This is a genomic window from Pseudomonas sp. TWR1-1-4 (assembly GCF_049897165.1).
Taxonomy (GTDB): domain Bacteria; phylum Pseudomonadota; class Gammaproteobacteria; order Pseudomonadales; family Pseudomonadaceae; genus Aquipseudomonas; species Aquipseudomonas canadensis.
The window spans coordinates 137181-162970 of the sequence record NZ_JAFCVS010000001.1; the positions used below are offsets into that span (position 1 = coordinate 137181).

The window sequence follows — 25790 nt, forward strand, 5'->3', positions numbered from 1 at the left end:
TTGGAGCGCACCAGGGCCGGATGGTTTCATCTTGTATAACTTAGGGGGTAATGGCCGCAGAAGCCACTGCCCCTAATGAAAATCCCGGCTGCGCACATGGATGCCTTCCAGCAATGGCGTCAGGTCGGTAAGGCGCCCGGCAATCAGGTGCCGCACTTCGCCCACCGCTTCCCAGCGACCGTCTACTTTCAACAACCGCGAGCCCACCAATGCCTGGCGTTGACGCTCAGCCAGGTCACGCCAGACCACCACATTGAGGTTGCCGAATTCATCTTCCAGGGTGACAAAGGTCACCCCACTGGCCGTGCCGGGACGTTGTCGACCAGTAACCAGCCCGGCGACACTGACATTGCGCCCATGCTCCACCGCCATCAGCTCCTGGGAACTGCGACAGCGCCGCTTGCGCAGTTCCGCACGCAACAACGCCAACGGATGCGGGCCCAGGGTGGTGCCGACCGTGGCGTAGTCGGCGTGCAGGTCCTCACCCACGGTGGGCGCCGGCAATTCCACCACGGCTTCGTCCGGGCTCGGCAGGCCGGCAAACAGCCCGAGTTGCTTGTGTACGCCGGCCACTTCCCAACGCGCCTTGTGTCGGTTGCCAGCCAGGGCGCGCAAGGCGCCGGCATCCGCCAGCAGTGCCTGGGCGCGTGCATCCAGCCCGGCACGCTCGTCCAGGTCGGCAATATCGCTGAACGCCCGGCGCTGGCGTGCGCTTTCGATGCGCCGCGCATCTTCTTCGCGAAACCCCGCGATCATGCGCAAGCCCATGCGAATCGCCGGCTGTGCGCCGTCAATCGGCTCCAGGCTGCAATCCCAGTCGCTGGCCTGCACGTCCACCGGGCGGATCTGCAAGCGATGGCGCCGCGCGTCCTGCAGGATCTGGTCCGGACTGTAGAAACCCATGGGCCAGCTGTTGATCAGCGCACAGGCAAACGCCGCCGGCTCATGGCACTTGAGCCAGCAACTGGCGTAGGTCAACAAGGCGAAACTGGCCGCGTGGGACTCGGGGAAACCGTAGCTACCAAAACCCTTGATCTGCTCGAAAATCTGCGCGGCAAAGGCCTCGCTGTAGCCGTTTTTCAGCATGCCGGTGCGCAGGCGCGCCTGGTGCGGTTCCAGGCCACCGTGGCGTTTCCAGGCGGCCATGGAGCGGCGCAACTGGTCAGCCTCGCCGGGGCCATAATCGGCGGCGACCATGGCGATCTGCATCACCTGTTCCTGGAACAGCGGAATGCCCAGGGTGCGCTCCAGCACCACTTTCAGTTCGCGTGACGGATACGTGGTGGCCTCCTCCTTGTTCCGCCGTCGCAAGTACGGGTGCACCATGCCACCCTGGATCGGCCCCGGCCTCACGATAGCGACCTCGATCACCAAGTCATAGAACGTTTGCGGCTTGAGCCTGGGCAGCATCGACATCTGCGCCCGCGACTCGATCTGGAACACACCGATGGTGTCGGCCTTGCTGATCATCGCGTAGGTGGCCGGGTCTTCCTTGGGTACCGACGCCAGGCTCATGTCACGGTTGCGATGGCGGCGCAGCAGGTCGAAACAGCGGCGGATCGCGCTGAGCATGCCCAAGGCCAGGATGTCCACCTTAAGCAGGCCGACGGCGTCGAGGTCGTCTTTGTCCCACTGGATGATGGTGCGCTCGGCCATGGCGGCATTTTCCACCGGCACCAGGGTGTCCAGCGGGTATTCGGAAATCACGAAGCCACCAGGGTGCTGGGACAGGTGCCGGGGGAAGCCGATCAATTGCTGGGTGAGCGTGAGCACGCGGCGCAGGATCGGGCTGTCGGGGTCGAAGCCGCCTTCGCGCAAGCGCTCCAGCGGAGGCGCGTCGTCACTCCAGCGCCCGCAGCAGTCGGCCAGGGCATTGATCTGATCCGGCGGCAACCCCAGGGCCTTGGCCACATCGCGCACCGCGCCGGACGCGTGGTAACTGCTGACCACCGCCGTCAACGCCGCGCGGGTACGGCCGTAGCGCTGAAACACGTACTGCAGCACTTCTTCGCGGCGTTCGTGCTCGAAGTCCACGTCGATATCCGGCGGCTCATTGCGCTCCCTGGAAAGAAAACGCTCGAACAGCATGCTGGTCAGGCTCGGATCGATCTCGGTGATGCCCAAGGCAAAACACACCGCCGAGTTGGCCGCCGAGCCGCGCCCCTGGCACAGGATCGACCGGCTGCGAGCGAACTGCACAATGTCGTGCACCGTGAGGAAGTAGCTTTCGTAACCCAACTCGCTGATCAACTCCAGCTCGCTGTTGATCTGCTGCAAGGTCTTGGCGTCGACACCCTGCGGCCAACGTTTGGCGATGCCTTCTTCGGTCACGGCGCGCAGCCAGGATTCGGCGTCGTGACCTTCAGGCACCAGTTCCCGTGGGTAGTGATAGCGCAATTGGCTGAGGTCGAAGGTGCAGCGGCGGGCAATGGCCTGGGTTTCGTCGAGCAACGACGCGGGGTACAGCGCGCTTAACGCCTCCAGGCTGCGCAGGTGCCGCTCGCCATTGGGGTGCAGCCGCGTGCCGGCTTCGGCCACCGGGACGTGATGTCGGATGGCGGTCATGGTGTCTTGCAGGGCGCGGCGGCCACGCGCATGCATATGCACATCGCCGCAAGCCACAACTGGGATATGCAGGCTGGCGGCCAATTGCAGGCGTTGTTCCAGGTGGCGAGCATCGTCCTGACCGCAGTGCAGGTGCACCGCCAGCCACAGGCGTTGCGCGAAGGTCCGGCACAGCCATTGGACGTCGGCCTGGGTGTCGCTGTCTTCGGCCACCCACAGCGCCAGCAGGCCGGGCAGCGGTTGCTCGAAGTCCTCGCGCAGCAGGCGATAGCGGCCTTTTTCGGCGCGCCGCCGGGCCAGGGTGATCAAGCGGCACAGGTGCTGGTAGCCGCTGAGGTCTTCCACCAGCAGCACCAGTTTCGGGCCGTTGTCGATACGCATCTCGCTGCCAATGATCAGCGGCAGCTCCACCGCCTTCGCCGCCTGCCAGGCGCGCACAATACCCGACAAGGTGCATTCGTCGGTGATTGCCAGGGCGCTGTAGCCTTGGCGCTTGGCGCGTTCGAACAGTTCCAGCGCACTGGAGGCGCCACGCTGGAAGCTGAAATTGGACAGGCAGTGCAACTCGGCGTAGCTCATGACCACCACCCCCTGTAGAAGCCGGCTTGCCGGCGAGGGTCGTCAACGATAACGCGGACAGCCAGGCAGAACGCGGTGCCTATGGTTTTTTCGCCGGCAAGCCGGCTCCTACAAAGGGAGGGTGTGTTCATGAGAACCAGCCTTGCAGCCACAATCCATCACTTTGCCCGACAGTGCGAAAGGCCCAGCCTTGCTGGCCGGCGCGGGTCTGGATCAGGTAGTAGTCACGACGAACATCGGCGCCGTCCCACCAGCCGGACTCGATGCGTTCCGGCCCCATGAGGATCTGCACGCCCTGCTCGCCCAGCAAGGTCGGTTCGTTCAGCAGCCAGCCGGGGCGCTGCACTTTGTTCAAGGTTGGGCATGGGGTTTTATCCGCTGCCGCTTGCCAGGCGCATTCGGGGCGGTGGTCGGCGTGAAAGCGCAAGCCCTGCACCGCCTCATCGCCCAAGCGGGCACGCAGGCGTTCGCGCAGTTGCTCCCACGGCAGGGTTTGTTGCGGGCGGTCGTCGAACAGGTCCTGGCGCTGGGGCACAAACACCGGCAGGTCCTGGGCCACCAGGCGAAAGCCGCGTACCGGTGAGGTAACTTGCACCTGCTCCAGACGGCCACGGGCCAATTCAAACAGCATCGCCGGTTCGCGTTCGGCACTGAGCAGGCCGACCTTGATCACGCTGTCGGGCGCCTGGGCGTGTTCAAGATGCAGGTCGAAACGCTGCACGCCACTGTCGCGGCCACACAGGAACGCGGACAGATCGCCAGTCAAACGCCTTAACGGAAACAGCAGCGCCTGATGAGATTGCACGTCGAAATTCAGCTCGATACGCACATCAAACCGGTCCGGCGGCTGATAGAACGCCAAGGCCAGCGGCCGCTGCCCAGCCAGTGCATCCAGATGCTTGAGCAGGCCAGCCTCAAAGCGCCGTGCCAGGGTATGCCGAGGCAGCGCCTGCACTTGGGCCAATGTGCGCAGGCCCATGCGCGACAAAGCCGTGGCGGCCTGCGGGTCGAGGCCGGCGCGGTCGATGGGCAGCGGCGCCAGGGCCTGCATCAAGCCGTCATCCTGCACCGCCAGGCCATCGTAGATATTTGCCAGCACCCGCGCCGCCGCCGGGTTGGGCGCAGCGACGATTCGGTGACGAAAACCCAGTTCGGTCAATTCCTTGCGCAAGCGCGCTTCGAAGCGCGACCAAGGGCCGAACAGCCCCAGACTCGACTCGATCTCGAACAACAAGGCACGCGGATAGTACAGGCTGACCTGGGAGCTGAACTGATAGGCCCAGGCAGCGAGGAACTGCTGGTAGCGTTCGATTTCGGCGGGATCATATTCGGCGCTGGCAAAGGTCTTGACCAGGGCATGCGCCGCCGTCAGGGATTGACCGGGACGCAAGCCCAGGGCACGGGCGGCATCGTTGACGGTTTGCAGCAAACGGCGTTGCGGCGTGCCGGCCAGCAAGACCAGGGGTTGCTCCGGCTCGGGGTGCACACGCTGCACCCCGTCCAGCGCCAATTGCGGGAAGACAATACACACCCAACGCATGGCAACCTCAATGCCCCGCCAGTGCAATCGGCGCCGGATGGGCCAGGCCGCCCCGGCACTTGAGCACCCGCACCTGCGCAGGTTTGGCCTCCACGGCCAGGCGCAAGGCGGCCGGTGATGAATTGACCGCCTCACTCAAGGCACGCCAGGCAAAGGCCAGGGTCTGCCCGGTTTCCGCCGCCACTTGCAAGCGCCGCAGCGCGCGGTCATCAGCCTTGCGCGGCCAGCACAACACCGCACCGCAACTGCCGGAACGCAGGCATTGCTCCACCGCCCACAAGGCATCGCGCTCCTCGGCCTGGATCACCGAAAGCAGGCGCAGATCCACCCCGGCGTTCTGCCAGGCATGCGGATAGGGCGTGTAGGGCGGCGCCACCAACACAATGCGCTCGCCCGCCTTTGACAAACGGGCCAGGGTTGGCAGCACCAGTTGCAGTTCGCCCACCCCCTCCTTGGCCATGAGGATTTCACTCAAGGCCGCCTCCGGCCAGCCGCCCGTGGGCAATACCGCATCCAGCGCTGCCAGCCCGGTGGGATACACACTGGCCGGAGGCGCGGCGGGCCGGCCTTTCCAGACACGCCCGCCATTGAACAGCGTGTCCAGTGCAACCACGGCGCCCATCAGCCTTGCCTCACCAAGCCGCAGAACACCCCTTCGATCGCCAGGTCCTGATCGGGCCCGACCACAATAGGTTGATACGCGGGGTTGCGCGGCAGCAAACGCACACTGTCGCCATGGCGTTCGAAACGCTTGATAGTCACTTCACCGTCCAGGCGCGCCACCACAATCTGCCCGTTCAAGGCCTCGGCACTGCGGCGCACGCCCACCAGGTCGCCATCGAGAATACCGTCCTCGATCATCGAATCACCCTGCACACGCAGCAGGTAATCCGGGGTTTTCGCGAAGGTCGATGGGTCGAGTTGCAGGCGGTTGTGCACTTCGGCATCGGCACCGATGGGCAAACCAGCAGCCACACGGCCTAGCACCGGTACATCCAGCCATTCCGGACGCTTCGGTTGATTGAGCAGGCGAATACCGCGCGCCTGGTTCGGGTTGACCTCGATAAACCCGGCTTCCGTCAGCGCCAGCACGTGCTTGCGCGCCACGCTACGCGAGGCAAAGCCGAACGCCTCGGCGATCTCGGCGAGGCTGGGAGGCTGGCCTTGCTGCGCGATGCGGTCGCGGATAAAGGTCAGGATGGCGGTACGGCGGGGGGTTAGAGTCGTCATGGAGTACATTTGTACTCCTGTGGGAATTTTCTGACAATAGCCGCTAGTCGTGTGGGGGACGACAAGGTTTGTCGAAACGTCCCACGTATCGGCCGGATTAGCTCTACTCCCCTCCCCTTAGAACCTCAGCAAAGTCCCTCGCCTGAATACACAGTGCGAGGGATTGCGGATGGATTTTCTTGTTGGAGCTGTTTCTTGAACCCGGCCATTGGCAGGCTGGCCCTGACCCCAATGCAGGTGAAAACGGTTGATGTCGAGGCTGTCTTTCGCGACTTCCGGGAATGCCTGAATACCTTTGACGACTGGGCATCGAGCTTTTGGCGCTTTTCGGCGCTGGATGTCGAGCAGGTCTTCAAGGTCGGGGACGAAGTGGCGCTGGTCGCGCCGATCAACCGCTCTCTTCACCCGAGCAGCACCGTCGCTACCTGCCAGGCCAACGGCACGTTGACCCTGGTGCATATGTTCCAGAGCACGCGATTTGTGCCCATCGGCAACACGCCGGTGATTCTGCAACGCGTCGACCCCAACGGCGGCCCACTCGGCGAGCCAATCCACAAGACCATCGGCCCGAGCGGCATTCTCGAAATCGACGAGTGTGAGCGCAACCAGCACTACCGGGTCAGCTTCTATCCCAATGTTTCCAAGGATCACGTCAAGGCGCTGTATGCGTCTTATCAGACAGTGATTGATGAACTGGAAATCCGTCTGCGCAACGAATGGACGGGCACCTTCCAGGCGCTGTGGAAAGACTACACCGATGCGAGCCCGCTTGATCAACGCAGGATGCTGGAGGCGGCGTTTCTGCGCGGCATGGGCAAGGCGCTCTACAACCTCTGGGACAACCTCACCCAGCTGTGCGACCTGCTGGCCGACCTCAAGCCCAACAGCGAAAAGCTCCTGCACTACCTGTCCCAAACCGAACTGGATGAACTGCTGAAACTGGGCAGCGAGTCCATCGCAAAAGGCTTGTTGATGCTCAGCGATGAGCCGCTGCTGTTCATTTATGTATCGGCGATTTGCAGTTGGATTCGGATGTTGCCGCCGCAGGAGATGAACGAGGTGATGGGTGAGATCACCGGAGAGATCCTGATCAACCTGGTGCTGATCTGGGCGACGGCGGGCATGGGCGTGGCGGTGCGCCTCGGCGCCCAGGTGATGGGGCATATCAAATCCGGTCGGGTGCGCAAATGGCTGGGGATGTTGGCTGAGCAACTGGCAGGGCCTCGGTTGGACGCGCATGTCGAAGCGGCCAAGCCCATGTTGTTGGGTAGCTCGGCGACGCCGATTCGGACGATTCCGGATGTGCCGTTGAAGGCTGGGGATCAGGTGGTTGCCAACGCGGTGCCGTTGGTGCGGGACAAGTCCCAGCGGACGGTGTTGGTGCGCCAGGAACATGTGGATGATGCGCCTGCTGTTGGGAAGAATCCGGCTGGGGATGCGGCGGCATCGTCGGACAAGACCGCCACTAACGGTTGCCCGGTGTCGATGGTCACGGGTGAGGAACTGCTGACCCTCACCGATGGCGCGCTGGACGGGATCTTGCCGTTTGAGTGGACCCGGTTGTATCGCACCAGCGCGGTGGAAGTGGATTGTGGGTTGGGGTTTGGCTGGAGTCACTCGCTGGCGCATCGGCTGAGTGTTTCCGGGGATTCGGTGGTGTGGACGGATCATGAGAATCGGTCGACTACCCTGCCCCTGCCTTCTAACTCTCGACCGGCGATTACCAACAGCCTGGCCGAAGCGGCGATCTACTTGGGGTCATTGCCCGATGAGTTAGTCCTGTCTCAAGGGGCGCGTTTCTACCATTTTCGCGACGGTGTGCTGACGGCGATCAGCGATGCGTATGACAACCGGTTGCGCATTTCCCGGAATTATCTGGGGCAGATTGAGCGGCTGGATAACGGCGTCGGGCGCTCGTTGTTTTTGCGCTATGCGTTGGGTCGCATTGTGGCGGTGGACTACCAGATTGAGCGGGCCGTCGATGACGGTCCGTTTGTCTGGGTGACGGAGCAGAACGTTGTTTCCTACGCCTATGACGTGGCGGGTCGGTTGGTTTCTGCGACCAATGCGGTAGGCGAAAGCGAGGTTTATCGGTACGACGAGCAGCACGTCATTCTTGAGCGTGGCTTGGCCGGTGGCGCGAGTTTCTTTTGGGAGTGGGAAAGGTCTGGCAAGTCCGCGCGATGTGTCCGCCATTGGGCCAGTTTCTCGCAGATGGACACGCGGTATGCCTGGGATGACAACGGCCAGGTCACGGTGTTTAACGCCGATGGCAGCCAGGAAGTCTACGTGCATGACCAGCGGGCGCGGCTGGTGCAGCGGGTGGATCCTGACGGTGCTGAGCACTTCAAATCCTACGATGACAAGGGAAGGCTGACGGTTGAGCAGGATCCGTTGGGGGCGATCACGGCCTACCAGTACGACGAAGCTGGACGTTTGGTGGCGGTGTTTCTTGGGGATGATGAGCCAACATCCTACGAGCATGACAATGGATTCGTACGGATTGTAAGGCGGGGTCAGGCGGTCTGGAAATATGAGCGTAATGAACAGGGCGATGTTACGCGTAAGACCGATCCTGACGGCCATTCGACTGACTACAGCTACAACAAACGCGGGCAACTGACCCAGGTTTGGTATCCAGATCACAGCTGTCATCGGCTGGTCTGGAATGAGCGTGGTCAGTTGCTTGAAGAGCAGTTGCCGAATGGCGGCGTTAAGCGCTATCGCTATGACGGCCTTGGACGGCAGGCTGCGCGCGAGGATGAACATGGCGTGCTGACCCAGTATCAATGGGACGCCGCAGGCCGCTTGCTTAAACTGACTCAGCCCGGCGGTGCCACACGGGAATACAGCTACAACGCTTACGGAAAAATCACCTCCGAGCGCGATGAGCTCGGCCACGTCACCCGCTACGAATACGCCGACGGCCTGCACCTGATCAGCCGTCGCATCAACGCTGATGGCACTCAGGTCAAATACCGTTACGACAACACTCGTTTGCTGCTGACCGAAATCGAAAACGAGGTAGGCGAAACCTACCGACTCCAGTATCACGCCAACGGCCTGATCCAGCAGGAAACCGGCTTTGACGGCCAGCGCACGGCTTACCTCTACGACCTCAACGGTAACCTGCAGGAAAAGACCGAACACGGCGATGATGGCAGTCAGTTGGTTACCCGTTACGAGCGCGATTATGCCGGACGGCTCGTAAGAAAAGCCCTGCCTGATGGCAACCGGGTCGATTACGCCTACGACCGTCAGGGCAATCTCCTAAGCGTCGAGGATGGCCACTGGGCGTTGGCCTACGAGTACGACAGCCAAAACCGTCTCACCGCCGAACACCAAGGCTGGGGCACGCTGCGCTATGGCTACGACGCCTGCGGCCAACTGCAAAACCTACGCCTGCCCGACAGCAATCGGGTGGCGTTCAACCACGGCAAAGGCGGCCACCTAGTCACCGTCGAACTGAACGGTGAAACCCTTACCTCCCACCTGTTCAAGGCCGGTCAGGAACACCAACGCCAACAAGGCCAACTGATCAGCCACTACCACTACGACGATCAACAACGCCTGCACGCCCACGCCGTTACCCAACAGCAACACACGCTTTACCAACGCCACTACGACTACGACAAAGCCGGCAACCTCACCCGCTTGCTCGACACCCACAAAGGCGACCACCACTACCACTACGATCCGCTAAACCGCCTCACCCGGGCCAACCACTCGCAAAGCGAGCAAGAACGCTTCGGCCACGACCCCGCCGGCAACCTGCTCATGCAAAACCGCCCCGGCCCCGACATCGTGGCCGGCAACCGCCTGATGATCCAAGGCGACAACCATTACGACTACGACGCCTTCGGCAACCTCATCCGCGAACGACGCGGCAAAGGCCATCAACTCGTCACCGAATACCGCTACGACTGCCAGCACCGGCTGATCGGCATCAAAAAACCCAACGGCCAGACCGCCAGCTATCGCTACGATCCGTTTGGCCGGCGCATCAGCAAAACCGTTGATAGCACAACTACCGAGTTTTTCTGGCAAGGCGACAGACTCATCGCCGAACACCAGACGGATCGCCACCGCAGTTACCTCTACGAGCCCGACAGCTTCCGGCCATTGGCGCTGCTGGAAGGCTTTGGTCCAAAGGAAACCAAGGCCTACCACTACCAACTCGACCACCTCGGTACGCCGCAGGAACTCACCGACCCGAACGGCGAAATCGTCTGGTCCGCCCACTACCGCGCCTACGGCGAAATCAGCCGTCTCGACATAGGAAAAGTGGACAATCCGCTTCGTTTCCAAGGCCAATACTTCGACCAAGAAAGTGGGCTGCACTACAACCGTCATCGCTACTACAATCCGGATGTCGGTCGCTACCTGACGCCTGATCCGGTGAAACTGGCAGGAGGCATCAACGCGTATCAGTACGCGCAGAATCCAATCGGATGGATAGATCCTCTAGGCCTAAACTGTAAGAACACGAACTGTCCTGAAGGGCCCTATAGCGTAATAGTTCCGGGAGGAGGTTTAGATGCACATGAGAAGGCAGGAGGACATTTAATGGAAAAGCACATAGGTAGAAGCGACAAACAATTGTTGGACCGTTTGAAACAAGAACCACACATCCCAGCCGCCTCTACTTTCCATGACAGAGCCAGCGCAGAGCATGAAGTATCGACTGTACTGGATCAAAACAAAGCAAAAATCGATAAATTTTTAAAGGGAACAAAGAATCAAACCGTCATCACTCAAAAAACCAACTACCCCGTAGGCACGAGCTTTAAAAAGAACAGCACAACAGCGCTTCCGGGAAAGGAAATTCAACTGATAATCCGTAGAGATCATAAAATGCATACTGGCTACCGAATTCATACTGGATTTCCAAACCCATGAATCAAGACTATCCTGAGCTACAGCAATTTCTTGCGGGTTACTTCAATCAAGACTGGGTTGATGACCACAAAAAAGCGGACGACGTTATTAAATATTTTATCTCCGAATCATCTGAAGATACGCTATTAGAAGTGCAAGAAGAACTAGATAAACTAATGCGAAGTGGAACGACAGAGCAAGAGCTCGAAAATTACTTATTCAGTGATATCGGTTGCTATTATTATTATCGCAGCGAATGGCCCGACGGAATCACTTGGCTGAGACATGTCGTATCAATACTGAAAAATGGAATCCTCCAAATGAAAAATGAAAAAAACTAAACGACGCTTAATAAAGCGAGACCCACTCCTGTGGCAAGCGAGCTTGCTCGCGTTGGGCCGCGCAGCGGCCCCAATCCGGGCAATGGTTTTTTTAGTTAATTCGGCACCGCCTGCTCACCACAATGATCGTATTCACCCGCTAATCAGCGAATTCACCACCCTTCTTTGAGCATCCGCAACTCCAAATGCTGCAACAGCATTATGGTCTTCCCATCCACAATCTCCCCGCTCTGCACCATCCCCAGCGCCTGTTCAAACCCCAGCTCCAGCACCTCGATATCCTCACCCTCCTCTTCCAGCCCACCACCGCTCCCCACCCGATCCCCCGGCTGATACTCACCCATGAAAAAGTGGATCCGCTCCGTCACCGACCCCGGGCTCATGAACGCCGCATAGATCTTCTCCACATGCCCCACGCGATACCCGGTTTCCTCTTCCGCTTCCAGGCGAATACGTTCTTCGGGACTGGCGTTGTCGAGTAAACCGGCCGCCGCCTCGATCAGGTAGCCGGGGTAGTCATTGACGAACGTCGGCATGCGAAATTGGCGGATCAGCAACACCGTGCGCTGCTCGCGGTTGTACAGCAGGATGGTCGCGCCATTGCCGCGGTCATATACCTCGCGGGTCTGGGTTTGCCAGCTGCCGTCGCGGCGGCGCAGGTCGAAGCTGTATTTTTTCAGCAGGTACCAGTTTTCCGAGAGGGTCTCTTCGGCGGTGATGCGAACGGGGCTGTTGTCCATGCTCGGGTTTCTCAAGAAAAGGGTTGTGTTTGTTTGATGCTGTTCCAGGCAGCAGCGACTGCTTCGGCGCTACTCGCCTTGATCCGTGCGAGGTTGCGCGGGTAGTCCACCCCTGGGTTTTCGGTGAAGCGCGTGGCCGTGAATTGGCCGTTGCTGGCGCGCAGGATATAACCCGTGTCCTCGCACTGCGAGGAGGCGAGAAACAGCACGCCCGGCGTCACCCAGTCGGGCTTGAGTTCGTCCGGTTCTTCGGTCACGCCCCACATGCGCGTCTTGGCGACCGGTGAGATTGCATTGACCTTGATCCCGGCCTCAGCACCTTCGTGGCTCAACGCGTTCATGATCCCCAGTTGCGCCATCTTGCCCGCGCTGTAGGCCACCAGGCCGGTCTGCTCATACTGTGCGTACATGGCGCGGTCGGAGGTGGTGAGGATGATGCGCGGCGCAGATGAGCGCAGCAGGTACGGCCAGGCGTGCTTGCACAGCCACAGCGGTGCGTAGAGATTGATGTCCATGGCGCGTTGCAGGAACGCGGCGTCAAGGTCGGCGATGTTCTGGTAACCGACCCAGCCGGCGTTGTGGATCAGGATGTCGAGTTGGCCAAAGGCCTCGATGGCGTAGGCGATCAGTTGCTCGCAACCCGCGTTCGTGGACAGGTCACCGCCGTGGCCGATCACGTTCAAGCCTTCGGCCTGCAAGGCTTCTGCCGCGGCCTGGACCACCGAGGCATCGCTGCCCGCGCCGGCATTGTCGGCACCGATATCGCTGATCACCACCCGTGCGCCGCCCTGGGCCAAAGCCCGTGCGTAACTGAGACCCAACCCGCGTGCACCGCCGGTGATGACTGCAATTTTGCCTGTGAAATCCATGTGCTTGCTCTCCTGTTCGGGCCGCCCACCCTAACAACCTCGGCGCGCCTTGTTCAATGCTGTAATACTTTGCAAGCAATCCCCGTTGACGGCTGTCGAATTAATTCCTGCCTGGCTGGGCCATCTGGTAAAACCCCTGCTTCACCTTTTTCCTGGAACCTTCATGTCCTCTCGTTTTCTCTCGCGCCTGAGCCTGCGCTGGTTTCCCATGGTGTGCATGGCGTTGTTGATCGTCGGCCTGCCGGTGGGTTGCGCGGTGCTGCAACACAAGGAGCGCGAACTGGTGTTTCGCATCGAGCCGGGTACCGCCAGTTGGTACAGCGGCTTGCCCAAGGCGGTGCAAGAGTTCGAACTCAAGCCGGCCAGTTTCAAAGCCGGACAGAATATCCATGGCTGGTGGTACCCGGCGGACAACAAAGACGCGCCCGCGGTCCTCTACCTGCACGGCGTGCGCTGGAACCTCACCGGGCAACTGTTTCGCATCGAGCAGCTGCACGCCCTGGGTTATTCGGTACTGGCTATCGACTATCGCGGCTTCGGCCAGAGCCACGGCGAGCTGCCTTCGGAAACCACGGTTTACGAAGACGCGCGCGTCGCCTGGGAACGTTTCCAGGTGCTGCAACCGGACCCGAATAAGCGCCTGATCTACGGACATTCCCTGGGGGGCGCGGTGGCCATCGACCTGGCTGCCGAGCTGGGCAAACAGACTCCACTGCCGGTGCGCGGGCTGGTGATCGAATCCACCTTCACGTCGCTGGCAGATGTGGCCACGGCCGTGGCGAATACCTCGTTGCCGGTGCGCTGGTTGCTGTCGCAGAAATTCGATTCCATTGACAAGATTGCCGATATCCATATGCCGCTGCTGGTGGTGCATGGCCTTGATGATCGCTACGTGCCGCCGCGTTTCAGCCAGCAATTGTTTGAAGCTGCCCAGGAACCCAAGCGGCTGTTATTGGTGCCCGGTGCCAGCCATAACAACAGCATGAGCCTGGCCGGTCGCAGCTATGGCCAGGCGCTGGAAAAACTGATGCACGCGAAGATGCCGGACCAGGTTGCCACACACTCCACAGGTCGAAGCGCAGACTCGTAAAAGCGTATTTCGGCACTGGGTTCGCGCTTGCGTGTCAAGCGCAAACCCTGCCCATACTGGGCCAAAACAGAAGTTGATCAAATAATGACCTCTGCCGAAATCGCCAACCCTGCCGGGGCTTCGCAAAGTTATCCACAGAGATACCCACGGTTTTCGTGGACAACTCTTTTTATATTTTTACGTTTTTTTTGCTCAGCAAACGCTTTCAGGAAATGTACCGGGCAACAAAATCTCGCGATTCACATCGCGTATATCGTTATACCCACACAATGCCATCGACACGTCCAACTCACGGGCGATGATCTCAAGCGCCTTGGTCACACCCGCCTCGCCCATCGCGCCCAAACCATACAAATGCGGGCGGCCGATCATGGTGCCTTTGGCGCCCAATGCCATCGCTTTGAGCACGTCCTGGCCGGAGCGAATGCCACCGTCGAGCCATACCTCAATGCGCTCACCCACCGCTTCGACAATCGCCGGCAACTGGCTGATGCTCGAAGGCGCACCGTCCAGTTGACGGCCACCGTGGTTGCTCACCACCAGTGCGTCGGCACCGGCGTTCGCTGCCAGGCGAGCGTCTTCTACATCAAGAATGCCCTTGATGATCAACTTGCCGCCCCAGCACTTCTTGATCCACTCCACATCGTCCCAGCTCAGGCGCGGATCGAACTGCTGGGCGGTCCAGGAAGACAGCGAACTCATGTCTGCCACGCCTTTCACGTGCCCGACGATGTTGCCGAAACCCCGGCGTTTAGTGCCGAGCATGCCCATCACCCAGCGCGGCTTGGTGGCCATGTTGAGGATATTCGGCAAGGTCAGTTTCGGCGGCGCCGACAGGCCATTGATCAAATCCTTGTGACGCTGGCCAAGGATCTGCAGGTCGAGGGTCAGCACCAGCGCATCCACACCGGCAGCCTTGGCCCGCTCGATCAGTTGTTCGATAAAGCCGCGGTCGCGCATCACATAGAGTTGGAACCAGAACGGCTGGCCGACGTGCTCGGCGATGTCTTCCAGGGAGCAGATGCTCATGGTCGACAAGGTGTAGCGCAGGCCAAATGCGGCGGCGGCGCGCGCGGTCAGAATCTCGCCATCGGCGTGCTGCATACCGGCCAATCCGGTGGGTGCCAGTGCCACCGGCATGGCCATCTCCTGGCCGATCATCGTGGCGCGGATCGAGCGCTCATCAATGTTGCGCGCCACCCGCTGGCGGAACTTGATGCTGGCAAAATCACTTTCATTTGCCCGGTAAGTGCTCTCAGTCCAGGAGCCGGAATCAGCGTAGTCGTAGAACATGCGTGGGACACGTTTTTGCGCGAGCTTGCGTAAATCTTCGATGGTTGTAATCAACGACATCTAGGTCACCTCTCCCTGAACTGAATGCTGAGAGTAACTGCCCATCGGCTGCGCAACCAGCCATTGCGTTTAGATAGCCGTACGGCTAACCTCGCAGAAACCCGCAAAAAAGCGCACAAACATGCACAGCACTCATCACGACATCGACCTGCCTTCTTTGCGCAAACAGAAAATCCTGTTGCTGCTGGAGCGCGATGGCAAAGTCACCGCCTCCGAGCTGGTGGAACACTTTGCCGTGTCCCAGGACACCATCCGCCGCGACCTCGGCGAACTCGCGGCCGCCGGCCTGTTGCAACGCGTCCACGGCGGCGCCCTGCCCCGGCCCAAAGACACCGGCAAAGACTTCTTCACCCGCGTCGGCGAGACCAGCGAAGCCAAGCGTCACCTTGCGCGGCTGGCCGCCGACCGTGTGGAAGATGGGCAGATCGTACTGTTCGATTCCGGCTCTACCACGCTGCAGATTGCCCAGTCATTGCCGCGCTCGATTCGCCTCACGGTGGTCACGACATCGCCCATGATCGCCATCGCCTTGGCCGACCATCCCGATGTGAAAGTGATCCTCACGGGCGGCCAGCTCAACCCGGCGACCCTGTCCACCAGCGGCCATGAAACTGTGCGCATGATCCAGGGCATCAAGGCCGATTTACTGTTCACCGGCGTGTGTGCGCTGCATCCGCAAGTGGGCATCAGCTCGCTGCATTTTGATGAGGTGGCGGTCAAACAAGCTCTGCTCGACAGCGCCTCCCATGTGGTAGCGGTGACCATGGCCGACAAACTCGGTGCCGTGGAGCCTTTTGTGGTGGCACCGTGCAGCCGTATTCACACGTTGATTACCGAGTGGCATGTACCAAGTGTGGAGGCGTATGAGCAACTAGGGTTGGAAGTGCTACGCGTGGAAGTCGAGTAGGCACAGCGCGTCGGGCGTGGCCAAACCGCTGGCGGTATTGTCGAAGATGCACCAGGTGGGAATGCCAGCCGCAACAGACGCGCTCAATAAACGCGCATACGCTTGAATGCGTTCAGGCCCATAACCACTGTGGTAGATACGCGGTGCTCCGTGCAGGCGCCAATAATGCACGCCCTGCCAACCGGCCGGAGCATTTCCCGCCTCGATGACCGGCGGGTCGGCAGCCACTCGCCCAATTTGCAGATCCTGCAGCATCTCTTCAGCCGCTAACCAACTCGCGTGCCGTGGTTCCAATACGACAGCGCCTGTAAACCGTCGGCGCAACAGCGTGAAGAATGCGTTGGCAACAACCGGTTCGTAATTCAACGAAGGCGGCAATTGCACCAGCAGGCAACCTAATTTTTCACCCAGTTGCAGGCATTGCTCGAGAAACGCATCCAGTGCGGCCTCGCAGCCCTGCAAGCGCAATTCATGCGTGATGCGCTTGGGCACTTTGACCGAAAAACCAAAGCCCGACGGCACCGAATGCGCCCAACGCGCGTACGTCTTCGCCAAGTGCGGACGATAGAACGAACTGTTGATTTCCACCGCATTGAAGCGCGAAGCATAACGCTCCAAATGCGTGCCCTCGTCGGCAAATGCTGCCCAGTACTCACGCGGCAAACTCCAGCCGGCACAGCCCACAAACAGGGTTGCCGTCAAAACAGCACCTTGGCGGCATCGCGCATGAAAATCTCGATGGTCTTGGGCCCCACACCATCGAATTCCCCAAGGCGCTTTTCGAAGGACGCTCGGCTCTCGCTGGCCCTGCGCATATGCGTGATCTTTCCCGCGTACTCAGCACTCAACTTGGCGCTGAGGTCGAGCAAACGTTGCGCGGTGGTTTCGTCATAGCGCACGTAATGCGCGCGCCCGAGCATGGCGACCAACTCACGCGATGTGCAGTGCTGCAGCTTGCGCGCCGTGTCGCGGCCCTGCTCTTCAACGATCACCTTGTAGGCCTGTGCGGCAATCGGTGCCTGGATGCGCTTGCCCATCAGGAAGCTGGCGATAAACCACTTGAAGAGGCCGTCATCATCGTCGGGTTTGAGCTCGATGCCCAACTCCAACGCGGTGATAGATCGGGCCATGTTTAATGGCCCAGCTTGCGCTCGGCCTTGGCGGCCTGCTCGTTGATGGCATTGGTCTGGCGCTCGGTGTCCTTGATCGAGGTGGGCGTCAGCACTTTATCGACGGTTTCGGTGTTGGGATTTGGGCGCTCCAGGGTCTGGCCTTTTGTGGCTTTATCAGTGCCCTGCTGAGCTTCTTCGGAGCTGATGGGTGCTGGGGTCTTATCGGCAGTCATGGTGTTTCTCCAATCAATGAATGCCCGCAGAAATATCGGGCACCTATGCAGCAGAAGCCTTCAGCCTTGGATAGTTCAAGGAAATTGACCGCGCCAACCATCCAAGAAATAAGCGCAAATTAATTTAAACCTTTGCCGCCCGGGCCGGATCAACTCTCCCATACCCCATCCATCCTTCCCCCCCATCAGGAGACACTCGATCATGAGTTCAAACCTTAACGGCAAGAAGATTCTGGTCATCACGTCCAACACCGGTATCGAGCGCGATGAACTGCTCAAGCCCCTGGAAGCGCTGCGCGGCTATGGCGCGACAGTGACCCACGGTTCCAGCAAAGGCGGCACGACCCAGACCTTCGTCGGCGATACCGAGAAAGACAAGACGGTAGAGTCCGATGCGGCGCTGTCCGAGCTATCGGGCAGCGAGTTCGATGCACTGGTGATCCCCGGCGGCACCGTTAACGCGGATACCTTGCGCCAGGATGCGGCGGCGCTGACGTTAATCAATGAGTTCGTCAAAGCGGGTAAAACCGTGGCGGCAATCTGTCACGGGCCATGGGCCTTGATCGATGCAGGTGTGATCAAGGGCAAGACCCTGACCTCCTATAAAAGTGTACGTATCGACTTGGAAAACGCCGGCGCCGCAGGCTGGGTCGATGCCGAGGTCAAGGAATGCCAGGCCAACGGCTGGACGTTGATCACGTCGCGTACACCGGACGATTTGTCAGCGTTCAGCGAGGCAATCGCCAAAGCTGTAGCCGGCTGACTCCGAGCAGAACGAAAACAGGCGCCGCAATGGCGCCTGTTGTCTATTTAGGCCTGACTCAACTTTTACGCTGCTCGGGCATCTCGCGTTTGGGCCCGAACATCGCCCAGGCGATAAGCCCAAACAACGGCACAAAAATCAGAATGACCAGCCACAATCCTTTCGACTCCCAGCCCCCCGTGCTGCGCAGTACGATATTGATGGCCCATAGTTCCAAGAGCAGCAGAATCACCGCCAACCCGATCCAGATGTATTGAATTTCCATGCTTCACCTCCTAGGTCGTATGCATTAGGTCAAGCGATGGCTGCGAGGGTTCATTAAAATTTGCGTCAACTGGCACGGGTTGTGGAATGCAACGTGTCACAGGCAACACCATGCAACCTGCACGACACGCTCCACCTTCAGCTTATCGTAGGCCATTGAATTACTTGATGAATTCAAAATAGCTCAAGTTGGTACAACTGATGCACCTGAGTACGGGACGAGGCATGCATTTCGACATGCCCTGAATATTTCCGTGAGGTGTCACCCATGAATGCCATTGACCTGCTCAAAGCCGACCATGAACGCGTGAAGGCCCTGTTGACCCAATTGAGTGAATCCACCGAACGCGGGGTTAAAAAACGCACTGAGCTGTTGGCCAAGCTGGAAGCGGAAATAAGCCTGCACACCAAGCTCGAAGAGGAAATTCTTTACCCGGCGTTCAGGAAGGTCGGTGGCAAGGAGCAGGACATCATGTATCACGAAGCCAAAGAGGAGCACCGCACTGTCGATTCCTTGGTACTGCCGGATCTGAAGCAGACCGAACCTTCCACTACGGAGTTTTCCGGTCGCGTAAAAGTGGTCAAGGAGCTGCTGGAACACCACATCGAGGAAGAAGAAACCGAGATGTTCCCGCAGGCGAAAAAACTGCTGGGCAAAGCGTTGCTTGAAGAGTTGGGCGCTGAAATGGAAGCGATGAAAGCGGCGCATAAAAAATTGCAGTCGACCAAGCCAATGGCGGCCTGATCGAGGCATGACCCGAGCCTTGAGGAAACTCAGGCTCTTGATGCATCATGATAGGGGATTGCATCATGAAGACCAGATTGCCCCAAAGGATTTTACTTATAGTCGGCCTGTCAGCTCTGCTCGCCGGCCCCGCCTACGCCGCATTTGGCGATAACCCCGAACCAGCTGCTAGCGCGTTGAGTGGCGACAGCGCTGCCGGTTCAGCACTGCCGCCGGGAACCTACCCCAGCAGCCCCTCCGACAGCGACAAGAAAACCAAAGAAACTGCAAAGCAGCCGAGCAAGCCGGCTAAACCTGCCGACCGCCAGCAAAAAGAAACTCAGCAAAAAACCCGCTCAGGCAGTTGACGGCTCATTCGTTCCCGGCGGCGCGGGCGCCAGCCCCCAGTCGCCGTGTTCATACCCGTCATCAGCGAGCATTTCCGCCGGGTGCAGGGTGCGTTCGGCGCCGTTGCCGCAGGCCAGGTCGGCCGCGCCGTAACAGCCTCTCAAGGCACCGACAACCACCCACTGAAACTGTCCGGCGCCTTTAACGGGCACCAGGCGAAATCCCAGGGCGGCGGCGGCAACGCCTGCTGTTCGGCCCCTGCAGACCGGGCGTCTTTCCAATCTACAACCCGTGACGACTGCCAGGCCAGGGCCACACCCTGGGCCTGACTTTCATCCGTATTGACCCAACGCGCCGCAGCCGCCGCCATGAACGCCTCGATCGGCTCGTCGTCGATCTGCGACCGATACGGCGAGCCCAGCAGCCAACGGCAGACATTCAGGTGATAGGTCCAATCCAGCGGCGGCCGGTTGCGATAGGCCCAGGTCATGAAGCTGCGAAACAGGTTCAATCCTTCAGGCGGATCCAGCTTGAGCAGCGCCGGGCAGATATCGAACAGGGTGTGCCAATACGGCAACAACCGCGCATCCAGGTGCACGAAGCTGCGGGAATTACTCGGGTATTCAGGCGGCGCCGATTCCGCGTGCAGGCGGCGGGACGCCTTGCTGACGAGGCGGCTGGCGCCTGCGGGCAACAGGTGGTTCATGAAACGCACTCACAGTCATGACGATGGAATGCCGCCCGATCACGGGAGGCCCAAGGCATACGTCAGAAAGTGGGGGAAGCGCGAGGGTTGGCCGAAGGCCAGGCATAACGCGGTGGCGCCTTGTTGCGCCGTTGGTGAGCGGGTCGAGGGGCTTGCCGCAGGCCCAACAGCCAGGCGAGACCCACCAGAAACACCAGCGCAACCGTCAAGGCGTTGCAGACCGGGCAAGCAAAGTAGTTCGAGATGTTGCCGGAAGACGGGCTGCCCAACCCTTTGTCGGAAAGTGGTGCCGACTTGCCGTCCACCGAACAGAACGCCCCGCCGATGCCATTCAGTTCCTGGCCCATCATCTGCCCATGCCCCAAACCGCAGACGAACAGGTTCATCAGCACGCAGAAGTACAGGGCCCAGGCAATCAGGGAACGGTCGGGGTGGCTCAGTTTCATGGCGGCGACTCTACCACCAGAGCCGCCAAAGGATGAAGTGTCGCAGGCCCCTGTGGCAGAACGTCGCAGATTACGTGCACTTCCCAGGGTTGGTAGACTGAGTGCCCTCAAAGCCTGACGTATTGATCCAGAGCAATGCAGGCGTTTCACAGGATGCACAGTTGATGAGTACCTTATTCACCCGCCGCAAAGTGCTGACCGGAATGGGCCTGCTGGGGCTGGGCAGCCTGCTGGGCGGCTGTGACTACAGCCCCAAGCTGAACTTCAAGTACGGCAAGGACCTGAGCGACAAGATCATGGGCCGTACCTTCAAGCTCAAGAACACCGACGGCGAAACCGTCACCTTGAGTTCGTTCCGTGGCCTGATGCCGGTGGTGTTCTTCGGTTTCACCCAATGCCCGGCCGTGTGCCCGACCACCCTGGCGCGCGCCGCGCAGGCCAAGAAGCTGATGGGCCGCGACGGCGAAATCATGCAGGTGGTGTTCATCACCCTGGACCCGGAACGCGACACCCCCGAGATTCTCGACAAGTACGTCAAAGCCTTCGATCCGAGCTTCGAGGCGCTGTACGGCACCCCGGAAGAAATCGCCGTGGCCGCCAAGGAATTCGGGATCTTTTATGAAAAGATCCCCGCCGGCGACACCTACACACTGTCCCACACCGCCACCAGCTTCGTGTTCGACACCCGTGGCAACCTGCGCCTGGGCCTGCAGGCATCCCTTACCGCTAAAGAGTGCGCAGAAGACCTGCTCACCGTCATGGAGGTCTGCTAATGACTGCCGTTCAACACCTCAAACGCACCCTCATCGGCCTGACCCTGCTGGGCCTTGCCGCCCACGCCAGCGCCCAGGTGCAAGTAACCGACGCCTGGGTACGCGCCACCGTGCCGGGCCAGCCGTCCAGCGGCGCGTTCATGACCGTCACCGCCGACAGCGACAGCCAACTGTTGAGCGTGGCCTCGCCGGTGGCCAAGGACGTGCAGATCCATGAAATGAGCATGAAGGACGACGTGATGCGCATGGGCCCGGTGAATTCGGTAGCCCTGCCCGCCGGCAAGGCCGTGTCCCTCGACCCCAACGGCTACCACGTGATGCTGATGGGCCTGACCGGCCAGATCAAGGAAGGCGACCAGGTGCCGCTGACCCTGACAGTGCAGAACGCCAAGGGCGAGCAGCAGGCGATTGAAGTGAAGGCACCGGCCCGTGGCGTGGATGGGATGGATCACAGCAAGATGCATTGATGGGGACTGTGGCTGACGGGTTCGGAAGGTTTGTCAGTTCTGTTGTGGTGAGCGGGCTTACTGTGGTGAGCGGGCTTACTGTGGTGAGCGGGCTTGCCCCGCGCTGGGGCGCGAAGCGGCCCCAACCAAGAGCACTCAATTCCCTCTGACAGAACGCGGTGGATGGTTTTAGGGCTGCTTCGCAGCCCAGCGCGGGGCAAGCCCGCTCACCACACCAAACGAGCGTTTTATCGGCTTGGCGCGGGCGTCGGGTGGGGTGTATCGCTACGGATCAGGCCACCTGCCCTTGGCTGCGTCATCAGGTGAAAACTCTCGCTGAGCAACTCGACCGTGGCGCGAATGCTGTCGGTCTGACGCGGTACCGCGAACAACCCATAATTGACGCTTAACGCCGGGCTGCCGTTGGGCCCCAGTGCGATCACGCGCATGGTGTCCGGGCGGATATTTTCGGCAGGCAACAACGCGACGCCCAAGCCGCTTTCCACGGCAGCCATGATCACGCCGATATTCGGGCTGGTGACGGTGACACGGAAATCGCGGCCGGCAGTCAATAACGCGTCGAACATCAGGCGCCGCCACGCGCAAGGTTCGGCGTACACGATGACATCCAACGCCAACGCCGGGTCGATCTCGTCATCGATCCCGCACACCCAATACAACGGCATATTCCAGGTATGCACGGGGTCGGCGGCAAATACCGAGCTCACGCCAATGGCAACGTCGAGCAAACCATCGTGCCAGCGCTCAGCGAGTGCATCGCCGTGGTCAACGGTGATGTCCATGTGCACGTGGGGGCTGGCACGGTGTAAGCGGCCCAGGGCGGCTGGCAATGCTGAGACGGCGACGTCTTCCGACAGGCCGACGCGCACCGTGCCCATTACCGTACGCTCCTTCAAGCGTGTCGCCACTGTTTCGCCCAACGCCAGGATGCGTGTGGCATAGCTGAGCAACAGTTCGCCCTCAGTGGTCGGCACCACGCCACGCCCGGTGCGACGCAACAGGCGTTGCCCGAGCAATTCTTCCAGCCGGCGAATCTGCGCGCTCAGCGCCGATTGCGCCCTGCCCGCCTGTTGCGCGGCGCCACTGAGGCTGCCGTGATGACACACCGCAACAAAGGTGCGCAGCAAATAAGGTTCGAACGCGTCGGATATCATGTTTGGCATAACTCTGAATCAACCGCTATCAGCCTACCTTGATACCCATCGTATGACTACGCTGCTCAGCCTGTTCAATCAGTGAGTAGAAACATCATGGATAACCCCCAGAACCCGCGCGTCGTATTGGCCGCTCGCCCCGAAGGTCGCCCGAAAACCAGCGATTTCCGCCTTGAGTACGCACCGATCCCCGAGCCGAACGATGGACAGGTGCTGCTGGAAAACCTTTACCTGTCTCTCGACCCTTACATGCGCTGGCGCATGAGTGCAGCCAAATCGTATGCCGAGCCGGTGGGCATCGGTGAGGTGATGGTCGGCGGCACCGTGGCGCGTATCAAGCACTCACGTCACGTCGATTGGCACGCAGGCGATATCGTATTGGCCTACGCCGGCTGGCAGCGCTTCGCGTTGTCTGACGGACAAGACCTGCGCCGCCTGGACCCAAGCGTCGCACCGCTGACCACCGCCCTCGGCGTGCTGGGCATGCCGGGCTTCACGGCCTACGCCGGCCTGCTCAATATCGGCAAACCCAAACCCGGCGACACCGTAGTCGTCGCAGCCGCCAGCGGTGCAGTCGGTTCAGTGGTCGGCCAGATCGCCCGCCTGCACGGTGCTCGTGCCGTGGGCATTGCCGGGGGAGCGGATAAGTGCGCATTCGTGAAAGACGAACTCGGCTTTGATGCGGTCATTGACCATCACACAGCGGACTTTGCCGAACAGCTGGCCATGGCGTGCCCCCAGGGTATCGACGTGTACTTTGAGAACGTCGCCGGACCTGTCTGGGATGCCGTGCGACCGCTGCTCAATGATTTTGCGCGTATACCCGTGTGCGGGCTGATCGCTCATTACAACGATGACGCCCTTCAAGAAGCAACGATGGACCGATTGCCTGCAACGATGCATGACATTCTCGCCAAGAGCCTGACCGTGCGTGGGTTTATCCAGACCGAGTTTGTCGATCAGCAGCAGGACAAATTCCTGCACGACGCCGCGCAGTGGATCGCCGAAGGCAAACTCAAATGGCGCGAGGACATTGTCGACGGACTGGCGCGGGCACCCGAAGCGTTCATCGGGCTGCTGGAAGGTCGCAATTTCGGCAAGTTGATCGTGCGCCTCAATCCACAATAAACAGCTTCGCCCCACTAGTCGTCGATGAGCGATGGCCTTCCATATCATTGCCCACCTGGTAACTCATTCCGGCCGTCAGGGTGAACTGACGGCCGTCTTCCAATTCGGTGTGCAACTCGCCTTCAAGGCACAACAGAATGTGCCCTCTCCAGCACCAGTGATCCGCAAGGTAGCCGGGGGTATATTCGACCATGCGCACGCGGGTTGTGCCGAAGTGGCAGGTGCGCCATAACGCATTGCCGGTAATGCCTGGGTGAATGGCAGGTTCGACAGTAGACCAGTCGGTGGTGCCAAAAGGGACGGCAGTGAGTTCCATGGTGGGCTCGATGGTTATTTAGCGAGGCTTGAGGCTAATCATCTGGAGCAACGGGCGATAGGCACAGATCAAACGCTTTTCTGGGATACAGGTATCCTGCTCGCACCGCTCCCCTGGATTCGCTTATGCACATCGACCCCGCGTACATCCTTCACGAAACCGAACACTGGCTGCTCAACCACCACCTGGCCTCGGCGTTGCCCGGCTACCTGATGTTGGGCGCCAAGACACCGATCCATTCCCTGGCCGACATGCCGGAAGCAGCGCTGGCCGAGTTGGGTGGGCTGCTGGCGAAAACCCAGCGAGTGGTAGAAGCGCAGCTCAAGCCGAAATGGCTGTACATCAGCCGCTATGGACACATGCCGGGATTCCCGCTGCATTTTCATTTCATACCGGTGTACGACTGGGTGGAGGAAGCATTCTGGCGGGATGATCGGTATCGCTTGCTGCAGGATTTTGGCTCGCAGCCCCCGACGCAAACGTTGACCGATGGCGCGGAGTTAACGCTGTTTGTGTGGCGTGAGTTTGGCGAGAGCCTCACACCACCGGTAATCCACGGAGCCTCGGTGGCGCAGGTCATCGAACGCCTACAGGCACGTTTTGATGATTGAAACAGTTCCACTGTAGGCGCTGGCTTGCCAGCGAAAATCGGCAACGATGACACTGGTGTTCTGGATGAGTGCGGCGTCCGTGATTTTTTCGCCGGCAAGCCGGCTCCTACAGGGGTTGGGTGTCAGGTCGTAAGGTGTTTAGTCATCGGGATACAGGCCAACTGCAACCCTGATGGTGAGTGATAGACCGCCTGCTCATCTCCCGCATACCCGTGCGCGCGGTAGAAATCCACTGCATTCAGCGTCGAATCCAGCACCAATGTGGGGATGCCCCGCTTATGCGCCTGGTACTCTAGAAAATCCAGCATCGCCTTGCCATAGCCGCACCCGGTGTAATCCGGCAGGACGAACAGCGCGCCGACTTCATTGTTGTCCGGATCAAGCATTCCAGTGACGACCGCCTGACCGTCCACCCACCCCAGGTAAAACGGTTTATCCATCAGCGCGCTGTAACCATCTTCGGCCTTGCCCCGCGTCCACAGCAGCATTTGTTCGCGCGTGTACGCGCCGATGCATTGGCCGCGAATGGCCTGCAAGCGGATGTTGAACGCCACCTGGGCGTGTTCTGGGGTAGCCCGTTTTATCTCCAGCATTTCACGCTCCTTCCATGAAATCATCGTGCCATTAGCACACTTGTGCTAATCGACCCCTCC

The 25790-nt window shown here is 60.2% G+C and carries 28 protein-coding genes; 11 read left to right on the forward strand and 17 right to left on the reverse strand.

Translation table 11 applies throughout. The annotated features are described in order from the left end of the window. Positions 1-72: 72 nt before the first annotated feature. The 4 genes from ACP7C6_RS00625 to lexA all read right to left on the reverse strand — a co-directional run bounded on the left by ACP7C6_RS00625 (position 73) and on the right by lexA (position 5923). Positions 73-3144, reverse strand: a complete 3072-nt coding sequence (locus ACP7C6_RS00625; RefSeq protein WP_426108075.1) for an error-prone DNA polymerase — start codon at positions 3142-3144, stop codon at positions 73-75. 127 nt (positions 3145-3271) lie between these two features. Next, a complete protein-coding gene (locus ACP7C6_RS00630) occupies positions 3272-4684 on the reverse strand; it encodes a Y-family DNA polymerase (protein WP_028616584.1) in 1413 nt (470 codons plus the stop codon). Positions 4685-4691: 7 nt separating this feature from the next. Next, complete coding sequence (gene imuA, locus ACP7C6_RS00635) at positions 4692-5306, reverse strand: translesion DNA synthesis-associated protein ImuA (protein ID WP_016980372.1); 615 nt, start codon at positions 5304-5306, stop codon at positions 4692-4694. After that, positions 5306-5923, reverse strand: a complete 618-nt coding sequence (gene lexA / locus ACP7C6_RS00640) for a transcriptional repressor LexA (protein ID WP_028616585.1) — start codon at positions 5921-5923, stop codon at positions 5306-5308. Before lexA ends, imuA begins: the two co-directional genes overlap by 1 nt. 222 nt (positions 5924-6145) lie before the next feature. On the opposite strand from lexA, the gene ACP7C6_RS00645 reads away from it, so the two are divergent. Together ACP7C6_RS00645 and ACP7C6_RS00650 are read left to right on the forward strand one after the other, a co-directional pair. Continuing rightward, on the forward strand, positions 6146-10813 hold the full coding sequence (locus tag ACP7C6_RS00645; protein ID WP_426108315.1) for an RHS repeat-associated core domain-containing protein: 4668 nt from the start codon (positions 6146-6148) through the stop codon (positions 10811-10813). Further along, complete coding sequence (locus tag ACP7C6_RS00650) at positions 10810-11133, forward strand: contact-dependent growth inhibition system immunity protein (RefSeq protein ID WP_028616587.1); 324 nt, start codon at positions 10810-10812, stop codon at positions 11131-11133. Before ACP7C6_RS00645 ends, ACP7C6_RS00650 begins: the two co-directional genes overlap by 4 nt. Positions 11134-11285: 152 nt before the next feature. Here the strand turns inward: ACP7C6_RS00650 and ACP7C6_RS00655 are convergent, their stop codons facing one another. Together ACP7C6_RS00655 and ACP7C6_RS00660 are read right to left on the reverse strand one after the other, a co-directional pair. Continuing rightward, entirely contained in the window at positions 11286-11873 is a 588-nt protein-coding gene (locus tag ACP7C6_RS00655; RefSeq protein WP_068934236.1) for an NUDIX domain-containing protein, read from the reverse strand. An 11-nt stretch (positions 11874-11884) separates the two neighbouring features. Continuing rightward, on the reverse strand, positions 11885-12742 hold the full coding sequence (locus ACP7C6_RS00660) for an SDR family NAD(P)-dependent oxidoreductase (protein WP_068934238.1): 858 nt from the start codon (positions 12740-12742) through the stop codon (positions 11885-11887). Between the two features lie 163 nt (positions 12743-12905). Between ACP7C6_RS00660 and ACP7C6_RS00665 the strand changes: the two genes are divergently transcribed. After that, complete coding sequence (locus ACP7C6_RS00665) at positions 12906-13832, forward strand: alpha/beta hydrolase (protein WP_028616590.1); 927 nt, start codon at positions 12906-12908, stop codon at positions 13830-13832. A 192-nt stretch (positions 13833-14024) separates the two neighbouring features. Here the strand turns inward: ACP7C6_RS00665 and ACP7C6_RS00670 are convergent, their stop codons facing one another. Further along, positions 14025-15185: an alpha-hydroxy acid oxidase gene (locus ACP7C6_RS00670; RefSeq protein WP_122684636.1), complete on the reverse strand. Its 1161-nt coding sequence runs from the start codon at positions 15183-15185 to the stop codon at positions 14025-14027. Positions 15186-15306: 121 nt separating this feature from the next. On the opposite strand from ACP7C6_RS00670, the gene ACP7C6_RS00675 reads away from it, so the two are divergent. Beyond that, positions 15307-16092, forward strand: coding sequence for a DeoR/GlpR family DNA-binding transcription regulator (locus tag ACP7C6_RS00675; RefSeq protein WP_338567581.1), 786 nt, complete (start codon positions 15307-15309; stop codon positions 16090-16092). On the opposite strand, the gene ACP7C6_RS00680 is transcribed toward ACP7C6_RS00675, so the two are convergent. Genes ACP7C6_RS00680 through ACP7C6_RS00690 form a run of 3 tightly spaced genes read right to left on the reverse strand, consistent with a single transcriptional unit; the run spans position 16072 to position 17437 of the window. After that, positions 16072-16794, reverse strand: coding sequence for a DUF72 domain-containing protein (locus ACP7C6_RS00680; RefSeq protein ID WP_426108081.1), 723 nt, complete (start codon positions 16792-16794; stop codon positions 16072-16074). The two genes, ACP7C6_RS00675 and ACP7C6_RS00680, sit on opposite strands and share 21 nt — an antisense overlap. Beyond that, positions 16791-17222, reverse strand: coding sequence for a DNA methylase (locus ACP7C6_RS00685; protein WP_236321097.1), 432 nt, complete (start codon positions 17220-17222; stop codon positions 16791-16793). The genes ACP7C6_RS00680 and ACP7C6_RS00685 overlap by 4 nt, the downstream gene beginning before the upstream one ends. 2 nt (positions 17223-17224) lie before the next feature. After that, positions 17225-17437, reverse strand: a complete 213-nt coding sequence (locus tag ACP7C6_RS00690) for a hypothetical protein (RefSeq protein ID WP_028616595.1) — start codon at positions 17435-17437, stop codon at positions 17225-17227. 202 nt (positions 17438-17639) lie between these two features. On the opposite strand from ACP7C6_RS00690, the gene ACP7C6_RS00695 reads away from it, so the two are divergent. Further along, positions 17640-18200, forward strand: a complete 561-nt coding sequence (locus ACP7C6_RS00695) for a type 1 glutamine amidotransferase domain-containing protein (RefSeq protein WP_028616596.1) — start codon at positions 17640-17642, stop codon at positions 18198-18200. 58 nt (positions 18201-18258) lie between these two features. Here the strand turns inward: ACP7C6_RS00695 and ACP7C6_RS00700 are convergent, their stop codons facing one another. Further along, a complete protein-coding gene (locus ACP7C6_RS00700; protein ID WP_028616597.1) occupies positions 18259-18465 on the reverse strand; it encodes a PLDc N-terminal domain-containing protein in 207 nt (68 codons plus the stop codon). Positions 18466-18732: 267 nt separating this feature from the next. Here ACP7C6_RS00700 and ACP7C6_RS00705 point away from each other — a divergent pair, with 267 nt between their 5' ends. Then, a complete protein-coding gene (locus ACP7C6_RS00705; RefSeq protein ID WP_426108084.1) occupies positions 18733-19209 on the forward strand; it encodes a hemerythrin domain-containing protein in 477 nt (158 codons plus the stop codon). Positions 19210-19274: 65 nt separating this feature from the next. Next, positions 19275-19556, forward strand: coding sequence for a hypothetical protein (locus ACP7C6_RS00710; RefSeq protein WP_073860007.1), 282 nt, complete (start codon positions 19275-19277; stop codon positions 19554-19556). Here the strand turns inward: ACP7C6_RS00710 and ACP7C6_RS00715 are convergent. The 3 genes from ACP7C6_RS00715 to ACP7C6_RS00725 all read right to left on the reverse strand — a co-directional run bounded on the left by ACP7C6_RS00715 (position 19545) and on the right by ACP7C6_RS00725 (position 20688). Then, complete coding sequence (locus ACP7C6_RS00715) at positions 19545-19715, reverse strand: DUF3079 domain-containing protein (RefSeq protein ID WP_236321869.1); 171 nt, start codon at positions 19713-19715, stop codon at positions 19545-19547. The genes ACP7C6_RS00710 and ACP7C6_RS00715 overlap by 12 nt on opposite strands. Next, positions 19697-20242, reverse strand: a complete 546-nt coding sequence (locus ACP7C6_RS00720; RefSeq protein WP_426108087.1) for a putative natural product biosynthesis protein — start codon at positions 20240-20242, stop codon at positions 19697-19699. The genes ACP7C6_RS00715 and ACP7C6_RS00720 overlap by 19 nt, the downstream gene beginning before the upstream one ends. A gap of 62 nt (positions 20243-20304) precedes the next feature. Beyond that, a complete protein-coding gene (locus tag ACP7C6_RS00725) occupies positions 20305-20688 on the reverse strand; it encodes a DUF2946 domain-containing protein (RefSeq protein ID WP_068934246.1) in 384 nt (127 codons plus the stop codon). 164 nt (positions 20689-20852) lie between these two features. On the opposite strand from ACP7C6_RS00725, the gene ACP7C6_RS00730 reads away from it, so the two are divergent. Further along, positions 20853-21461: an SCO family protein gene (locus ACP7C6_RS00730; RefSeq protein ID WP_016976099.1), complete on the forward strand. Its 609-nt coding sequence runs from the start codon at positions 20853-20855 to the stop codon at positions 21459-21461. Beyond that, the gene (locus tag ACP7C6_RS00735) at positions 21461-21928 is read left to right on the forward strand and encodes a copper chaperone PCu(A)C (RefSeq protein ID WP_122684642.1); all 468 of its coding nucleotides are present in this window, start codon (positions 21461-21463) and stop codon (positions 21926-21928) included. The genes ACP7C6_RS00730 and ACP7C6_RS00735 overlap by 1 nt, the downstream gene beginning before the upstream one ends. Before the next feature lie 227 nt (positions 21929-22155). On the opposite strand, the gene ACP7C6_RS00740 is transcribed toward ACP7C6_RS00735, so the two are convergent. After that, positions 22156-23091 (reverse strand): LysR family transcriptional regulator, encoded by a 936-nt coding sequence (locus ACP7C6_RS00740; RefSeq protein WP_426108090.1) that lies wholly within the window; start codon positions 23089-23091, stop codon positions 22156-22158. An 87-nt stretch (positions 23092-23178) separates the two neighbouring features. Between ACP7C6_RS00740 and ACP7C6_RS00745 the strand changes: the two genes are divergently transcribed. Next, entirely contained in the window at positions 23179-24210 is a 1032-nt protein-coding gene (locus ACP7C6_RS00745; protein WP_426108092.1) for an NADP-dependent oxidoreductase, read from the forward strand. On the opposite strand, the gene ACP7C6_RS00750 is transcribed toward ACP7C6_RS00745, so the two are convergent. After that, positions 24197-24526, reverse strand: a complete 330-nt coding sequence (locus ACP7C6_RS00750) for a DHCW motif cupin fold protein (RefSeq protein WP_068934251.1) — start codon at positions 24524-24526, stop codon at positions 24197-24199. The genes ACP7C6_RS00745 and ACP7C6_RS00750 overlap by 14 nt on opposite strands. Before the next feature lie 125 nt (positions 24527-24651). Here ACP7C6_RS00750 and ACP7C6_RS00755 point away from each other — a divergent pair, with 125 nt between their 5' ends. Beyond that, the gene (locus tag ACP7C6_RS00755; RefSeq protein ID WP_068934253.1) at positions 24652-25137 is read left to right on the forward strand and encodes an HIT family protein; all 486 of its coding nucleotides are present in this window, start codon (positions 24652-24654) and stop codon (positions 25135-25137) included. 122 nt (positions 25138-25259) lie between these two features. On the opposite strand, the gene ACP7C6_RS00760 is transcribed toward ACP7C6_RS00755, so the two are convergent. Further along, the gene (locus tag ACP7C6_RS00760) at positions 25260-25730 is read right to left on the reverse strand and encodes a GNAT family N-acetyltransferase (RefSeq protein WP_426108095.1); all 471 of its coding nucleotides are present in this window, start codon (positions 25728-25730) and stop codon (positions 25260-25262) included. Positions 25731-25790: the final 60 nt, after the last annotated feature.

Coding starts and splice junctions, on each gene's coding strand:
- ACP7C6_RS00625 (WP_426108075.1), bottom strand. CDS start 3,144: ATGAGCTACGCCGAGTTGCACTGCCTGTCCAATTTCAGCTTCCAGCGT.
- ACP7C6_RS00630 (WP_028616584.1), bottom strand. CDS start 4,684: ATGCGTTGGGTGTGTATTGTCTTCCCGCAATTGGCGCTGGACGGGGTG.
- imuA (WP_016980372.1), bottom strand. CDS start 5,306: ATGGGCGCCGTGGTTGCACTGGACACGCTGTTCAATGGCGGGCGTGTC.
- lexA (WP_028616585.1), bottom strand. CDS start 5,923: ATGTACTCCATGACGACTCTAACCCCCCGCCGTACCGCCATCCTGACC.
- ACP7C6_RS00645 (WP_426108315.1), top strand. CDS start 6,146: ATGCAGGTGAAAACGGTTGATGTCGAGGCTGTCTTTCGCGACTTCCGG.
- ACP7C6_RS00650 (WP_028616587.1), top strand. CDS start 10,810: ATGAATCAAGACTATCCTGAGCTACAGCAATTTCTTGCGGGTTACTTC.
- ACP7C6_RS00655 (WP_068934236.1), bottom strand. CDS start 11,873: ATGGACAACAGCCCCGTTCGCATCACCGCCGAAGAGACCCTCTCGGAA.
- ACP7C6_RS00660 (WP_068934238.1), bottom strand. CDS start 12,742: ATGGATTTCACAGGCAAAATTGCAGTCATCACCGGCGGTGCACGCGGG.
- ACP7C6_RS00665 (WP_028616590.1), top strand. CDS start 12,906: ATGTCCTCTCGTTTTCTCTCGCGCCTGAGCCTGCGCTGGTTTCCCATG.
- ACP7C6_RS00670 (WP_122684636.1), bottom strand. CDS start 15,185: ATGTCGTTGATTACAACCATCGAAGATTTACGCAAGCTCGCGCAAAAA.
- ACP7C6_RS00675 (WP_338567581.1), top strand. CDS start 15,307: ATGCACAGCACTCATCACGACATCGACCTGCCTTCTTTGCGCAAACAG.
- ACP7C6_RS00685 (WP_236321097.1), bottom strand. CDS start 17,222: ATGGCCCGATCTATCACCGCGTTGGAGTTGGGCATCGAGCTCAAACCC.
- ACP7C6_RS00690 (WP_028616595.1), bottom strand. CDS start 17,437: ATGACTGCCGATAAGACCCCAGCACCCATCAGCTCCGAAGAAGCTCAG.
- ACP7C6_RS00695 (WP_028616596.1), top strand. CDS start 17,640: ATGAGTTCAAACCTTAACGGCAAGAAGATTCTGGTCATCACGTCCAAC.
- ACP7C6_RS00700 (WP_028616597.1), bottom strand. CDS start 18,465: ATGGAAATTCAATACATCTGGATCGGGTTGGCGGTGATTCTGCTGCTC.
- ACP7C6_RS00705 (WP_426108084.1), top strand. CDS start 18,733: ATGAATGCCATTGACCTGCTCAAAGCCGACCATGAACGCGTGAAGGCC.
- ACP7C6_RS00710 (WP_073860007.1), top strand. CDS start 19,275: ATGAAGACCAGATTGCCCCAAAGGATTTTACTTATAGTCGGCCTGTCA.
- ACP7C6_RS00720 (WP_426108087.1), bottom strand. CDS start 20,242: ATGAACCACCTGTTGCCCGCAGGCGCCAGCCGCCTCGTCAGCAAGGCG.
- ACP7C6_RS00725 (WP_068934246.1), bottom strand. CDS start 20,688: ATGAAACTGAGCCACCCCGACCGTTCCCTGATTGCCTGGGCCCTGTAC.
- ACP7C6_RS00730 (WP_016976099.1), top strand. CDS start 20,853: ATGAGTACCTTATTCACCCGCCGCAAAGTGCTGACCGGAATGGGCCTG.
- ACP7C6_RS00735 (WP_122684642.1), top strand. CDS start 21,461: ATGACTGCCGTTCAACACCTCAAACGCACCCTCATCGGCCTGACCCTG.
- ACP7C6_RS00740 (WP_426108090.1), bottom strand. CDS start 23,091: ATGCCAAACATGATATCCGACGCGTTCGAACCTTATTTGCTGCGCACC.
- ACP7C6_RS00745 (WP_426108092.1), top strand. CDS start 23,179: ATGGATAACCCCCAGAACCCGCGCGTCGTATTGGCCGCTCGCCCCGAA.
- ACP7C6_RS00750 (WP_068934251.1), bottom strand. CDS start 24,526: ATGGAACTCACTGCCGTCCCTTTTGGCACCACCGACTGGTCTACTGTC.
- ACP7C6_RS00755 (WP_068934253.1), top strand. CDS start 24,652: ATGCACATCGACCCCGCGTACATCCTTCACGAAACCGAACACTGGCTG.
- ACP7C6_RS00760 (WP_426108095.1), bottom strand. CDS start 25,730: ATGCTGGAGATAAAACGGGCTACCCCAGAACACGCCCAGGTGGCGTTC.